The 13,593-nt window shown below is 68.3% G+C and carries 11 protein-coding genes; 4 read left to right on the top strand and 7 right to left on the bottom strand.

Going from position 1 to position 13,593, the window contains the following annotated elements; all coding sequences use genetic code 11:
* Window positions 1-403 precede the first annotated feature (403 nt).
* Entirely contained in the window at window positions 404-2,692 is a 2,289-nt protein-coding gene (locus tag VT85_RS20025; protein ID WP_197490896.1) for a hypothetical protein, read from the top strand.
* 236 nt (window positions 2,693-2,928) lie between these two features.
* Here the strand turns inward: VT85_RS20025 and VT85_RS20020 are convergent, their stop codons facing one another.
* The 6 genes from VT85_RS20020 to argB all read right to left on the bottom strand — a co-directional run bounded on the left by VT85_RS20020 (window position 2,929) and on the right by argB (window position 9,132).
* A complete protein-coding gene (locus VT85_RS20020; protein ID WP_068419402.1) occupies window positions 2,929-3,597 on the bottom strand; it encodes a non-canonical purine NTP pyrophosphatase in 669 nt (222 codons plus the stop codon).
* A gap of 156 nt (window positions 3,598-3,753) precedes the next feature.
* Window positions 3,754-4,830, bottom strand: a complete 1,077-nt coding sequence (locus VT85_RS20015) for a hypothetical protein (RefSeq protein WP_082858755.1) — start codon at window positions 4,828-4,830, stop codon at window positions 3,754-3,756.
* 217 nt (window positions 4,831-5,047) lie between these two features.
* Window positions 5,048-5,752: a ribonuclease PH gene (rph, locus tag VT85_RS20010; RefSeq protein ID WP_068419398.1), complete on the bottom strand. Its 705-nt coding sequence runs from the start codon at window positions 5,750-5,752 to the stop codon at window positions 5,048-5,050.
* Window positions 5,753-5,766: 14 nt separating this feature from the next.
* Window positions 5,767-6,756 carry an ornithine carbamoyltransferase gene (argF, locus tag VT85_RS20005; RefSeq protein ID WP_068419396.1) on the bottom strand — a complete coding sequence of 330 codons (990 nt, stop codon included), beginning with the start codon at window positions 6,754-6,756 and terminating at the stop codon, window positions 5,767-5,769.
* A 47-nt stretch (window positions 6,757-6,803) separates the two neighbouring features.
* Complete coding sequence (locus VT85_RS20000; protein ID WP_231871418.1) at window positions 6,804-8,018, bottom strand: aspartate aminotransferase family protein; 1,215 nt, start codon at window positions 8,016-8,018, stop codon at window positions 6,804-6,806.
* A 121-nt stretch (window positions 8,019-8,139) separates the two neighbouring features.
* Window positions 8,140-9,132: an acetylglutamate kinase gene (gene argB / locus VT85_RS19995; protein ID WP_068419390.1), complete on the bottom strand. Its 993-nt coding sequence runs from the start codon at window positions 9,130-9,132 to the stop codon at window positions 8,140-8,142.
* Between the two features lie 243 nt (window positions 9,133-9,375).
* Between argB and VT85_RS19990 the strand changes: the two genes are divergently transcribed.
* Window positions 9,376-10,665, top strand: a complete 1,290-nt coding sequence (locus VT85_RS19990) for a citrate synthase (protein ID WP_068419388.1) — start codon at window positions 9,376-9,378, stop codon at window positions 10,663-10,665.
* Between the two features lie 290 nt (window positions 10,666-10,955).
* On the top strand, window positions 10,956-11,408 hold the full coding sequence (mscL, locus tag VT85_RS19985) for a large conductance mechanosensitive channel protein MscL (protein WP_068419386.1): 453 nt from the start codon (window positions 10,956-10,958) through the stop codon (window positions 11,406-11,408).
* Here the strand turns inward: mscL and VT85_RS19980 are convergent.
* A complete protein-coding gene (locus tag VT85_RS19980) occupies window positions 11,368-12,297 on the bottom strand; it encodes an FAD:protein FMN transferase (RefSeq protein WP_197490895.1) in 930 nt (309 codons plus the stop codon). The two genes, mscL and VT85_RS19980, sit on opposite strands and share 41 nt — an antisense overlap.
* Before the next feature lie 188 nt (window positions 12,298-12,485).
* Here VT85_RS19980 and VT85_RS19975 point away from each other — a divergent pair, with 188 nt between their 5' ends.
* Entirely contained in the window at window positions 12,486-13,538 is a 1,053-nt protein-coding gene (locus VT85_RS19975) for a formylglycine-generating enzyme family protein (protein ID WP_068419382.1), read from the top strand.
* Window positions 13,539-13,593 lie beyond the last annotated feature (55 nt).

Here is a 13,593-nt window from a genome sequence, read left to right as displayed (position 1 = left end):
TGGACCTCGAAACCGGCGGTGAACCTCGGGACGACCCCGCCCCGCGTCCCTCGAAAATACCGACGACCGGCCGGGATGACCAGGCGTCGGCGAGGGCTCCGTTCGGACGCCGTCCCCTCGCGGCGGGTTCGCAGGAGCGGGGAATCGGAGGTCGCGGGTCCCGGGGGATGGGCTGATTCTCGCGGAAGTGCGGCCGGCTGGGTTGGTGAGGTAACGAATGTAAGGGAAGTGCATCCTGGGCAGAGAGGGCTATTGGGAGATTTAGATAAAGTTGCTGAAGGGGGGGGCCAGGGGGAGACGAACAATAAGGTTGGTTGGCGGCCCAGGGTCTCTGAGGCGGAGCCTCGGATCCGACGGTCGTATGAGCGCCGAAGTCAGTCGGGAGTGTACCGTGGAGCGTCCGATGTTGAGAAAACTACCGTGGCTCGCCCTGACGGTCCTAGGATTGGGACTCGGGGCCGCCACTCACCCGGCCCAGGCCAGTTATGCGGGCGGTGCCTCGTTGCGGCACTGCCCCGTGCCCCAGGAATGCGGCGGGCACGTCGAATATCAGATGCAGCGTCAGACGGTCCTGCGCAACGTGCAGGAGACCGTCTATGAGACGCAGCAGATCCCTTGCGTCCGGACGGTGACCGAGACGGTGATGCAGCCGCGGACGGTCCAGACGGTCCGCAACGTCGTCGAGAACCACGTCCGGAATGAGCAGTACACGGTCAACCGGCCGGTCTACCGCACGGTGAACCAGACGGTGAATTACACCGTCCAGAAGCCGGTCACCCGGACAGTCTGGAAGGACGTCGCGTACACGGTCAGCCGGCCGGTCCGCGAGACCCACTACGAGACCCGGGCCTACACGGTCCAGCGTCCCGTCCGGGAGACGACCCTCAAGACCACCTACTACAACGTCAGCCGCCAGGTGCGCGAGACGTCCTTCAAGGACGTGACGTACACCGTCTGCCGGCCGGTCCAGGAGACGATCTTCAAGACCGTCAACGAGGTGATCTGCACCCCGGTCCAGGAGACCGCCTACAAGACCGTCTGCTACACGGTCCAGCGGCCGGTCCAGAAGACCTGCTACCGCACCGTCCCCTACACCGTCCAGGTGCCGGTGCAGTCGACGGTCATGCAGTCCCAGCAGTACACCGAGATGGTGCCCGTCAAGCAGACCGCCTACAAGCAGGTGGCCTACACGGTCTCCCGCCCGGTCCGCGAGACGGTCATGAAGGAGTGCCGGTACACGGTCCAGGTCCCCGTCAAGCGGACGGCCTACAAGACCTGCACCTACACCGTCAGCCGTCCCGTCCGCGAGACGGTCATGAAGGAGTGCCGCTACACGGTCTGCCGCCCGGTCCAGACCACCAGCATGAAGACGGTCTGCAAGACGGTCAACCAGACCGTCACCGAGACTGTCATGAAGGACGTCTGCGAGACGGTCTCCGTCCCCAGGACGGTGGTCAAGCAGGTCTCCAAGACGGTCTGCGTGCCGGTCGTCCAGTCGTACTACGTCCCCGGCAAGACGGTCTGCATCAACGGCTGCCTCGTCGAGACGCCCGGCGCCTGGTGCCAGCGGACGGTGATGTGCCCCCAGACGGTCGTCGAGAACGTCGAGTGCACGGTCTATGAGACCCAGACGGTCCGCAAGCAGGTGCCGGTGACGGTCTGCAAGACGGTCCCCACCGTGGTGACCGAGCAGGTCCCGGTCACCACCTGCCAGATGGTCTCGGAAGAGGTCGTCAAGCAGGTCCCCGTGACCGTCTGCCGCACCGTCCAGGAAGTCCAGACCAAGCAGGTCCCGTACACGGTCTGCGAGTACGTCTCCCAGGAGGTCGTCAAGCAGGTGCCGGTGACGGTCTGCAAGACGGTCCAGGAGACCTGCACGAAGACCGTCCCCTACACGGTCTGCTCGATGGTCCCCCAGACCCGGACCCGTTGCGTGCCGGTCAGCGTGACCAAGATGTGCGCCAAGACGGAGTACCGTCAGGACCCCTATCAGGTCACGACGTACGTCGCCGAGCGGCAGACCAAGCAGGTGCCGTACACCTTCACCCGCATGGTCCGCGAGACCCGCGCCAAGCAGGTGCCGTGCACGATCACCCGGATGGTCCCGCAGACCTGCGTGAAGCGCGTCCCGATCACCACCTGCCGCGTCGTCACCGAGACCCGCAGCAAGCAGGTCCCCGTGACCACCTGCCGGATGGTCGCCGAGACCCGCACCTGCCAGGTCCCCGTGACCACCTGCCGGACCGTGGTCGAGCAGCGCGTCAAGCAGGTCCCGCAGACCATCTGCGAGACCGTCGTCGAACAGCGGACCAAGCAGGTGCCCGTGACCGTCTGCGAGATGCAGCAGGTCGTCTGCACCCGCCAGGTCCCCTACACGACCTGCAAGCAGGTCGTCGACACCAAGGTCGTCAACTGCCCGGTGACCGTCCAGCGCCAGGTGGCCGAGACCAAGACCATCTGCGTCCCCCGGACCGTCTGCAAGCAGGTCCCGGTCGAGGTCTGCGTCCGCGTCCCCGTGCAGGTCGCCTGCGAGCCGGCGGTCCTCCCCTCGGCCCAGATCGTCCCCTCGGCCCAGAGCGTGCTCGCCTCGCCCCAGGCCACCAGCCTGCCGATGACCACGCTCCCGGCCTGCGACGCCTGCGACGTCAAGCACCCGTTCTTCGCCAAGAAGGGACTCCACCTCTTCCGTTGAGCCGGACGGGCGAATCGCCCGCCAGAAGCCAGCCCTCCGATTCAGGTCAGCCTTTCGGCGCTCCCTGATCGGCGAACGCCCCCCGACGGGAGACCGTCGGGGGGCGTTTTCGTATTCCGGGGACCGATCATGCCAGATCGCCTCGATCACCGACCTTTGGGCGCCACGGGTCCGTCCCCGAACCCGTGCCCATCCGAGGCCGCTCGGATAAGGCGAGTCGTCGAAGCCATTACGTATCAGTTCCCGGCGGCGACTTCCCTTGTAAGCTTCTCCAGGCCGACGCGGAGGTGGGCGAAGGCCCGCGAGCGATGGCTCAGCTGGTGCTTCACCAGGGGGGACAGCTCGCCGAAAGACCTGTGATACTCCGGGATCAGGAACATCGGGTCGTACCCGAACCCGCCCGGCCCGCGAAGCTCGCGGAGGATCCGACCCCGGACCGACCCTTCGGATTCGAGCCGGATGCGGCCCTCGGGGTCGGAGATGGCCAGGGCGCATCGGAACGCCGCCCCGCGACGGTCGTCGGGGACGTCGGCCAGCGCCTCCAGGAGCTTGCGGCAGTTGGCGTCGTCGTCGCAGGGCTCGCCCGCGTACCGGGCCGAGAAGACGCCCGGCGCGCCGTCGAGCGCGTCGACCGCCAGGCCCGAGTCGTCGGCGAGGACCCAGAGGCCGAGAGCCAGGGCCGTCTCCGACGCCTTCTTGCGCGCGTTGCCGGCGAACGTGTCGGCGTCCTCGACCACCTCGGGGGCGTCGGGATGCGCCGCGATCGACTCGACGCGGATCAGTTCCATCCACGGCCGACGCTCCCACGGCGGAGCGATCAGCTCGGCCATCTCCCGGCATTTCTTGACGTTCCGGGAGCCGAGGACGAGGTGGATCGGGAGGCGGGAGGCCGTCGAGTCGCTCATGATCACTCTTCGTTCCGGGGGCGGCGGCCCGGGCCGGGGGCCGCGAAGGGGTCGGAAAACGCGAAGTCGCCGCCCCCCCGTCGGATGCGGAAGGGCGGCGACTTATTGTCTCGGACGGCGAGATGGCCGAGAAGGGGCGACGACGCCCCCCCAGGCTCATTTCCGGAAGTTCTGCTTGATCGGCTCCAGGTCGGTCAGCATCGAGGCCGGGGCGATCATCGTGTCCAGGGTCTTCGCCCGCTTGCCCGGCTGCATGAGCGGCACCGCGAGCTTGACCAGGGCGTCCCGCATGGCCCCGGCGCGGGGGTCGTCGGGGGCTTCGAACGAGCCGACGAAGACCTTGCTGGAGGTCCGGTCGTGGTAGACGTAGACGGGCTGGCCGAGCTGCGCCACGTCCTTGTCCTTGCGGAGCGTGTTGGCCATCTTCTCGGCGTCGCTGGCGGCGGTGCGGAGGGGGCTCTTGAGGAGGTTCCAGTTGCCCTGGAAGGTGGGATCCTTCTCGTTGAGCGTGGACCGGCCGGCGAACTCGGCGACCTGGAGGGTGTAGCGGCCCGGGCAGTAGGCGATGCTCTCCTCGCCGGAGTTCATCTGGACGATCAGGCGATCCTTCTTGGCCGGGTACAGGTCCTGGGCCGCGACGTAGGGGTTGGTGGTGCGGATGGCGTTGCTCAGGCCCTTCCGCCAGTGGAAGATCGTCGAGACGTTCTGCAGGCACCGGGGGTCGATCTTCTTGACCTTGTGGAGCAGCGCGGATGCCGCTTTCTCGGTCTTCTCGTCGCCGACCAGGACGGCCGCCTGGTCGTAGGTCCGGACCTTCTCCGGGACGTTCGTGTTGGCCTGGACGACGTGCGGATCGGCCTGGGGCGGGACGCCTCGGATATTGCTCCCCCCCGGCCTATCCTTGTTGCGGAGGATGTAGGCCGGCAGGTTGTATTCGTTGCGCAGCTCCTTGACGAGCGCCAGGGCCAGCTTCTGGGAGTCGGGCCCCTGGAAGGTCTTGGCGAGGACCATGAACGGCCCGTTGTTCTTCGTCAGGAGGTAGGGCTCGACGGGGTCGTCGGGCAGGTCCATCGTCGGGGCCTTGAGCTGGTCGACGGGCGTCGGCTCGAAGCCGGCGGCCGGCGACGCGTCCTCGGCCGAGTCGGCGGGGCCGCCGCTCGGGAGGGCCTGCCCCCAGGCGGGCCCGCCCGCCAGGGCTCCCAGGAGTGCCATCATGGCAAGAGGCTTTTTCATGGACGATCCCCTTCCTTGTCGGATCATCGACGGCCGGGACGCGTCGAGGCCCGAGAAGGGCCGGCGTCCGGCGTTCCGAACAGAATTCCGAAGGTCGCCGCGCGGGGCGGGGAGGATCGGTTCGATCGAACCCCACCGGCGGAACACGCGCGGGACTTTAGCAAAACGTCCGGGAACCGCCCAGATCGAATGGGAAGGAAAATCGAAAGGCCGGCGGTCAGCCCCCCTGGAGGGCCTCTCGCTGCACCTGCCCGAGACGGTCGATGCCGGCTTCGGCCAGGTCGAGGAGCTGGTCCAGCTGACGCCGCGAGTAGACGCCCCCCTCGCCGGTCCCCTGGACCTCGACGAGGCCGCCGGAGCCGAGCCGGACGACGTTGGCGTCGACCTCGGCCTTGGAGTCCTCGGAGTAGTCCAGGTCGAGCATGGGCCTGCCGCCCACGATCCCGACGCTGACGGCCGCGATCGATTCCTTGAGCACCTCCGCGGCGCGTTCCGGGCCGAATCGGTTCCGCAGCCCGAGCGCCACGGCGACGTACGCGCCGGTGATGGCGGCGGTCCGGGTGCCGCCGTCGGCGTTGACCACGTCGCAATCGACGTGGATCGTCCAGGGGCCGAGGGCCTGGCGGTCGACGATCGCGCGGAGGCTCCGGCCGATCAGCCGCTGGATCTCGGTCGCCCGGCCGTCGGTCCGCCGGGAGATCCGGCTCGGCGTGCTGCCGGGGAGCATGGCGTACTCGGCCGTGAGCCAGCCCACCCCCTTGCCTTCGAGGAACGGGGGGACCGATTCGGAGTGCTGGGCGGTGACCAGGACGGTCGTCCCCCCGCACGAGTAGAGCACGCTCCCGGCGCTGTTGGTCGCGAAGCCGGGGACGATCCGCACCGGCCGGATCTCGTCGTCGTTGCGTCCATCCCTGCGACTCATGGCGTCTCGCTCCTTCAAACCCGAAGCCGGTCGGCGGCCGATCGGTCGCGCACCAGCCATTCGAGCAGGGCCATCTGGAAATACATGCGGTTGGCGGCCTGCTGGAAGACCCGGCTTCGGGGGCCGTCGAGGACGTTCGAGGCCACCTCCTCGCCGCGGTGGGCGGGGAGGCAGTGGAGGAAGACGGCGTCGGGCTTGGCGGCCGCCATCAGCTCCTCGTCGACCTGGAACGGCGAGAAGATCTCGCGGCGCTGGTCGGCCTCGTGCTCCTGGCCCATGCTGGCCCAGACGTCGGTGTAGAGCGCGTCGGCCCCGTCGGCGGCGTCGCGGGGGTCGTTCGAGACCCGCAGCGGCGCGTCCGGGAATCGCGCGGCGTACGCGGCCGTGAACGCCTCGGGGTACTCGTAGCCTTCGGGGCAGGCCAGCACGAAGTCCACGCCCAGCAGGGCGGCGGCCTCGGCCAGCGACATCGCGACGTTGTTGCCGTCGCCCACGAAGCCGAGCTTGATCCCCGGCAGGGACCCTTTCAACTCCAGGAGCGTGAGCATGTCGGCCATGGCCTGGCAGGGGTGGGCGTCGTCCGACAGGGCGTTGACCACGGGGACCGTGGCGTATTCCGCCAGTTCCTCGAGCGTGGCGTGGGCGAAGGTCCGCACCGCCAGGGCGTCGACGTACTGGCTGATCACGCGGGCGAAGTCGGCCACGCTCTCGCGGACCCCCATCCCCACGTCCTTGCCCCGGAGGAAGATCGAGCTCCCCCCGAGCCGGGCGAAGGCCGTCTCGAAGCTGACGCGGGTGCGCAGCGACGGCTTCTCGAACACCAGGCCGAGGCTCCTCCCCAGCAGCGGCGGCGTCCAGCCGGGTTCGAGCCGCCCTTCCTTGAGCGCGACGGCGCGGTCGAGCAGGGCGCGGGCGCGGTCGCCGTCGATCCCTTTCAGGTCGAGGAAGTGGCGAGGCCCGGCGTGGTCCTCGCCGGCCGCTCGGGGAGACGGCGCGGCGGCCACGCCGTCGGGGACGGCCGCGAGCTTCGGGCCGCGGTTCTTGGAGTTTTTCAGATGACTGCCTCCCGCAAGACGTCGGCCAGGATGGCGCAGCCCTGGTCGATCTGTTCGTCGCTGATGGTCAGGGCCGGCAGGAGCCGGACGACGTGGCCGTGGGTCGCGTTGATCAGGAGCCGGCGTTCGAGGCAGCGGGCCACGACGTCCGAGGCGTCGAAGGAGAGGTCCAGGCCGATCATCACCCCCCGGATGCGGATCTCCCGGATCTTCTCGGGGATCTCGAGCTGGAGGGCTTCGAACTGGCCGCGGAACCGCTCGCCGATGGCGAGGCCCCGCTCCAGGAGGTTTTCTTCTTCGATCGTCTCGACGGTCGCGATCCCGGCGCGGCAGGCGATCGGGTTGCCGCCGAAGGTCGAGGCGTGCATCCCGGGCTTGAACACCGCCGCCACCTCGGGCCTGGCGATCATGACCCCCGCGGCGATCCCGCCGGCCAGGGCCTTGGCGCAGGTGAGGACGTCGGGGACGACCCCCAGATTCTGGTAGGCGAACCACGACCCGGTCCGGCCCATGCCGGTCTGGACCTCGTCGAGGATCAGCAAGGCCCCGCGCTGGTCGCACAGCTTGCGGAGGCCCGGCAGGTAGCCGGCGGACGGGATCCGGACGCCCCCCTCGCCCTGGATCGGCTCCAGCATCACGGCGGCGGTCTCGTCGTCGATCGCGGCGGCGGCGGCTTCCAGGTCGTCGTACTTGGTGTAGACGAAGCCGGGGACCATGGGCTCGAAGCCTTCATGGTATTTGGGCTGGGCGGTGGCGGTCAGGGCGGCGAACGTCCGGCCGTGGAAGCCCCCCTCCATCGTGACGATCTTGAACTTCCCGCGGGCGTGGCCGTAGGCCCGCGCCAGCTTGATGGCGGCCTCGTTGGCCTCCGCCCCGCTGTTGCAGAAGAAGCACTGGCCGCCGAAGCTGCGCTCGGAGAGGGCTCTGGCGAATTCACCCTGGGCTTCCATGTACCACGTGTTCGGGACGTGGATGAGCCGGCCGACCTGGTCGCGCACGGCCTCGACCACGCGCGGCGGGCAATGGCCGATCAGGTTGCAGCCCCAGCCGGGGAAGAAGTCCAGGTAGCGTCTCCCCTCGGCGTCCCAGATCCAGGAATTCTCGCCGCGGACCAGGGAGACGGGATAGCGCCGGTAGTTCGGCACGACGTAGCGGTCGAACTCGGCGATGGTCTCCTGCGAGGTCGGATGCGTGTGCTCTGCGTGTGCCAAGGGAAGGACTCCGGGAGGGGGGCGACGGATCGACGATCGTCGCATCCCGCCAGCCTTTGCGGCGCCAGGACGAGGGGGGTCGGGGAAGGGGGGATCGGGGCCGCGATCGGCCTCGAATCGATCAGCGGACGAGGACGGGTCGTCGGCCCTGGGGCGAGGCTCGGTCGGTGTGTTCGTCCTGGGCGATCTCGGTGCCGACGCCGCTCTCGGTGAAGATTTCCAGCAGGAGCGAGTGGCGGAGCCGGCCGTCGATGATGTGCGTCTTGCGGACGCCCGCTTCGAGGCTGGTCAGGCAGGCCTCGACCTTGGGGATCATCCCCTTGTCGATCACGCCGTCGCGGATCAGCTCGCGGCACTCGTCCGGGTTCAGCCCGGTGATCAGGCTGGAGGGGTCGTTTCGGTCGCGCAGGATGCCGGGGGTGTCGGTCAGGAAGACGAGCTTGTCGGCGCGGAGCGCCTGGGCGACGGCGGCGGCGGCCGTGTCGGCGTTGACGTTCAGGAGCTTCTCCTCCTCGTCGTCGTCCTCGGCGAGCGAGGGGAGGACGGGGACGACGCCGGCCAGGCAGAGGTTCTCGATCGGCGTCACGTCGACCTCGACGACCTCGCCCACCCGGCCCAGGTCGACCGGCTCGCCGTCGTCGCCGGGCATGGACAGGCGACGCCCGTAGAGGCACTGGTGGGTCTTGTGGTGCAGGCCCGAGGCCCGGCCGCCGAACTTGTTGATGTGCCGCTCGATGTCGGAGTTGATCTCCTCGGCGAGCACGCGGGCGACGATCTCGAGCGTGGCGTCGTCGGTGTAGCGCCGCCCCTTGACCCACCGCGGGGTCAGCCCGGCCTTCTCCATCGCCACCGTGATCGCCTTGCCGCCGCCGTGGACCACCACCGGCCGCATGCCCACCGTCTGCATGAACACGACGTCGACCAAAAGCGCGCGCAGAGATTCGGGATCTTCCATCACCGAACCGCCCACCTTGATCACGGTGAATCGGCCGTGGAACTTCCGCATGTAGCCCAGGGCTGCGATCAAGACGTCGGCTTTTTGGATCGCCTCTTCATACACGGCTCGGCACCTCGACCCCGTTGAATTCCGCGTGCGCCGCGAGCAAACCGCCATTTTGCCCGACCGCCCCGCAAATGTAAAGGGCGATCGACGTCCGCATTGAGAGGCTTTAAGATCCGTCCCGCTCGCCCTTTGCGATCCCTTCGAAGCCTTCGGACCGGGAAGTTCTTCCACCGGCGGCGGATCATTCCCAAGTCGAAAACCGCGTGTAGAATGAAATATCTTGTGAGCGGGTTCGAACCAGATCTTCTTGTCGGCGGGAAGCCCTGCAGGCTTGACTGCGTGGAGTGTGAGGCGATGGCGCGGACTGCGACCTTGACGTTCAATGACCGGTCGATCCAGTTGCCGGTCGTGGAAGGTTCCGAGGGCGAGCTGGGGCTCGATATCTCGAAGCTCCGGTCCGAGACCGGCCTGATCACCCTCGATCCGGGGTACGGCAACACCGGCGCCTGCACCAGCGCGATCACCTTCATCGACGGAGAGAAGGGGGTGCTCCGCTATCGCGGCATCCCGATCGAGGAGCTCGCCAGGGAGTCGACGTTCGTCGAGGTCGCCTGGCTGCTGATCTTCGGCCGCCTGCCCCAGCAGGCCGAGCTCGACGACTTCCGCGAGCGGCTGGTCCGCAACGCCGCCCTCCACGAGGCCTTCAGGCACCACTTCGAGGGCTTCCTCGTCGACGCCCCGCCGATGGCGATCCTGTCGGCGATGGTCAACACCATCGCCTGCTTCCCCCGCCGGGGCACCGAGGACGAGTCCCCCGAGGAGCGGTTCCTCGAGGACGCCTCGCAGCTCATCAGCAAGGTCCGCACCATCGCGGCCTGCTCTTACCGCCGAGCGATGGGCCTCCCCTTCGTCTACCCCGACTCCAAGCTGCCGTACGTCGCGAACTTCCTGCACATGATGTTCTCGGCCCCGTACGCGGAGCACGTCGCCTCGCCCGAGGTGGTCGACGCCCTGAACCTCATCCTGCTGCTGCACGCCGACCACGAGCAGAACTGCAGCACCTCGACCGTCCGGATCGTCGGCTCCAGCCAGGCGAACATCTACGCCTCGTGCGCCGCGGCCGTCGGCGCGCTCTGGGGGCCGCTCCACGGCGGCGCCAACATGGCCGTCCTCGAGATGCTCGAGAAGATCCACAAGGGGGGCATCAGCGCCGCCGACGCCATCAAGATGGCCAAGGACTCCTCCAGCGGCTTCCGCCTGATGGGCTTCGGCCACCGGGTCTACAAGAACTTCGACCCCCGCGCCAAGATCCTCAAGCAGGCCGCCGACAAGGTCCTCGGCCAACTCGGCGTCAAGGACCCGCTGCTCGACGTCGCACGCCAGCTCGAAGAGATGGCGCTCAAGGACTCGTACTTCGTCGACCGCCGCCTGTACCCCAACGTCGACTTCTACAGCGGCATCATCATGCGGGCGATCGGCATCCCGACCAACATGTTCACGGTCATCTTCGCCATCGGCCGGATGCCCGGCTGGATCGCCCAGTGGAAGGAACAGGCCGACGATCCCAAGGCCCGCATCGCCCGGCCCCGCCAGATCTACACCGGCCCCACCGAGAAGCGCTACGTCCCCATCGACCAGCGCTGATGACGCCCGACGCGGGCACGCCGACCAGGGCGGGGCGTCGACAGGCTCGTCGACGCCGCCCTGGTAGTCCTCCAGGTCGGAACGCCGGGTTCAATCCGCGAGTTCGACCCGGAGCGTGACGATCGAGCGAGCGAGCGGGCCGGGACCGGGATCGGGACGCCGCGACGAGCCGGATGGATCCGCCCTGGGCCTCTGGCGCTATTCGCAGGCGTCGCCCGGAGCGGCTTCGGCACGACATATGCGGCTTCTGTGGGGCGGATCCGTGATTCCGACCATCGGAGGGATCTCCCATGAACGTCGCGCGAATTGATCCCAGGAAGCACGCCCTGTCCCTGGCCGAGGAGTTCAAGGCGTTCGCCTTCAAGGGGAACGTCATCGACCTGGCGGTCGGCGTGATCATCGGGGCCGCGTTCGGCAAGATCGTGGACTCGCTGGTCAAGAGCATCGTCATGCCCCTGCTGAGCGTCGTGCTCCCCTCGAATCAAGGCTACCAGAATTGGGCTTGGACGATCCGGGGCCAGCAGGTCCCTTACGGCCAGTTCCTGGCCGAGGTCGTCAACTTCCTGATCGTGGCCGCGGCCCTCTTCTTCTTCATCGTGAAGTTCCTGGGCTGGGTGATGCGGACCCGGAAGGAGGAGGCGGCCGCCGCGGCCCCGCCGCTGACGAAGGACCAGGCGCTGCTGGAGGAAATCCGCGACCTCCTCAAGGCGCAGGCCGCGGCTGCGCCCGGGGCACGTCCTTGAACCGGGCCGACTCGTAACGTCGGATTCCCTCGGGGGTCTCGCGGGTGAAGACGGCCGCCGCGCCGGGGATGGAATCGATGAATTCCAGGCCCTTTTCCGGCCCGAGCATGTAGGCCGTGGTCTCCAGGACGTCGGCGGTGGTGCCGTCCGGCGCGACCACGGTCACGCTCGCCCGATCCTCGATCGGCCGGCCGGTCCTGGGGTTGATGATATGTGAGTATCGGCGTCCGTCGATGATCACGAACCGCTCGGCGTCGCCGGAGGTGGAGACGGCCGCGTCCTTGATCGACAGATAGATCTCGGGCGCCGTCTTCGAGGGCTCCAGGGTGGCGACCCCGATCGTCCAGCCCTCGGCGTCCGGGGGCGGCCCCGAGACGACGATATCCCCCGCGCCCGCCACCAGGGCCCGGTCGACCCCCTGCTCCCGCAGGACGTCGATCGCGGCCTGCGCGGCGTATCCCTTGGCGACGCCGCCGACGTCCAGCTTCATGCCGGGCCTCGTCAGCCGGACGGTCCGGGCCTTCGGGTCGAGGACCAGCTTCTCCATGCCGACCAGCGCGAGGGCGGCGTCGAGCTTCGCGTCGTCCGGGAGCTTGCGCTCGCGGCGGGCGCGGCGCCAGAGCCGACCGACCGGGGCGATGGTCGGGTCGAGCCAGCCCCCGGTCTCGTCGTACCAGTACCGGGATTTCTCCAGGACGTCGAAGAGGTCCGGGCCGACCGCGACGGGGGGACCCCCCGCGGAGGTCGCCAGCCGGGAAAGCTCGCTGTCCGGGTCGTAGTCGCTGAGGACCGCGTCGAGCGCGGCGATTCGATCGAAGGCGGCCCGGGAGGCGCGTCTGGCGGCGGTTTCCTGGGTGGAGTATAAGAGAATCTTGAACGAGCTTCCCATGTGCGTCTCGAGGTATTCGAAACGCGCGAGCTCGCCCGCCGACCCCGAACCGACGAGTGTCAAGACCAGGACGACAACGCTCAGGCGAACGCTCATGGGTGATGGCGCCACGGTACCTCCCCTGACGATCCTCATTCGCCGTCCGAGCGCGTCTCGGTCGGAACTCCATCAGCTGGAGCATATCAAAAGTGAGCCGCTCGACGCATGCCCGTTCGATCGCCTTCCCCCTGACCCTGGCCCTCGCCCTGGGATGGGTGGCCGGCCCGGCCGCGGCCCAGGCGCCCGCCCCCAAGACCGAAGCGGAGATGAAGCCTTACACGCAGCTCATCCCCGGGACCGAGGTCAAGTTCGACCTGGTCCCGATCAAGGGCGGCGAGTTCCTGATGGGGAGCCCCGAGGACGAGGAGAATCGGGGGGACGACGAGAGCCCGCAGCACCCCGTCGCCATCGCCCCGTTCTGGATGGGGACCCACGAGGTCACCTGGGACGAGTACGACCTTTTCTGCTTCTCGCTCGACCTCAAGAAGAAGACGCGTGACGGCGTCGACCTCAAGAATCAGGTCGAGACCGAGATGAAGGCCGACGCCGTGACCCGGCCCACCCCCCCGTACGCCGACATGACCTTCGGCTACGGCCACCGCAACCAGCCGGCCATCTGCATCACCCACCACTCCGCGATGGAATACTGCCGCTGGCTCTCCGAGAAGACCGGCGTGCTCTATCGCCTGCCGACCGAGGCCGAGTGGGAGTACGCCTGCCGCGCCGGCTCCAAGACCCCCTACTTCTTCGGCGACGACCCGGAGCAGCTCGAGGAGTACGCCTGGTACGTGGAGAACGCCGAGAAGCCCATGCAGGTCGGCAAGAAGAAGGCCAGCCCCTGGGGCCTCTTCGACATCCACGGCAACGTCGCCGAGTGGTGCCTGGACCACTACGAGCCCGACTTCTACAAGCAGTTCGCCGGCGACAAGGCGACGCTCGAGCCGTTCAACGCCCCGACGGCCGAGGAATACTCCTACGTCGTCCGCGGCGGCTCGTGGGACGACGACGCCGAACGGCTCCGCAGCGCGGCCCGTCGCGGATCCGACAAGGAGTGGAGCGTCCAGGACCCCCAGCGGCCCCAGAGCATCTGGTGGCACACCGACGCCACATTCATCGGCTTCCGGATCGTCCGCCCGCTCGCCGAGCAGGAGTCCCTCAAGGGGATGAAGTCCCTGGTCGTCAAGGGCAAGGGCACCCGCTGAGACCCGCTTCAAGGATCCGATCGGAGCATCGCTTCAGCCAGACCGCCTCGCACCG

It is taken from the genome of Planctomyces sp. SH-PL62, assembly GCF_001610895.1.
Classification (GTDB): Bacteria; Planctomycetota; Planctomycetia; order Isosphaerales; family Isosphaeraceae; genus Paludisphaera.
The sequence above is the reverse complement of the archived record's forward strand: the minus strand, read 5'-3'. Positions and strand labels throughout refer to the sequence as shown.

Bases quoted from the DNA above. Each gene is read 5' to 3' on its own strand.
- VT85_RS20025 (WP_197490896.1), top strand. From the start codon at position 404: ATGTTGAGAAAACTACCGTGGCTCGCCCTGACGGTCCTAGGATTGGGA.
- VT85_RS20020 (WP_068419402.1), bottom strand. From the start codon at position 3,597: ATGAGCGACTCGACGGCCTCCCGCCTCCCGATCCACCTCGTCCTCGGC.
- VT85_RS20015 (WP_082858755.1), bottom strand. From the start codon at position 4,830: ATGAAAAAGCCTCTTGCCATGATGGCACTCCTGGGAGCCCTGGCGGGC.
- rph (WP_068419398.1), bottom strand. From the start codon at position 5,752: ATGAGTCGCAGGGATGGACGCAACGACGACGAGATCCGGCCGGTGCGG.
- argB (WP_068419390.1), bottom strand. From the start codon at position 9,132: ATGGCGGTTTGCTCGCGGCGCACGCGGAATTCAACGGGGTCGAGGTGC.
- VT85_RS19990 (WP_068419388.1), top strand. From the start codon at position 9,376: ATGGCGCGGACTGCGACCTTGACGTTCAATGACCGGTCGATCCAGTTG.
- mscL (WP_068419386.1), top strand. From the start codon at position 10,956: ATGAACGTCGCGCGAATTGATCCCAGGAAGCACGCCCTGTCCCTGGCC.
- VT85_RS19980 (WP_197490895.1), bottom strand. From the start codon at position 12,297: ATGGGAAGCTCGTTCAAGATTCTCTTATACTCCACCCAGGAAACCGCC.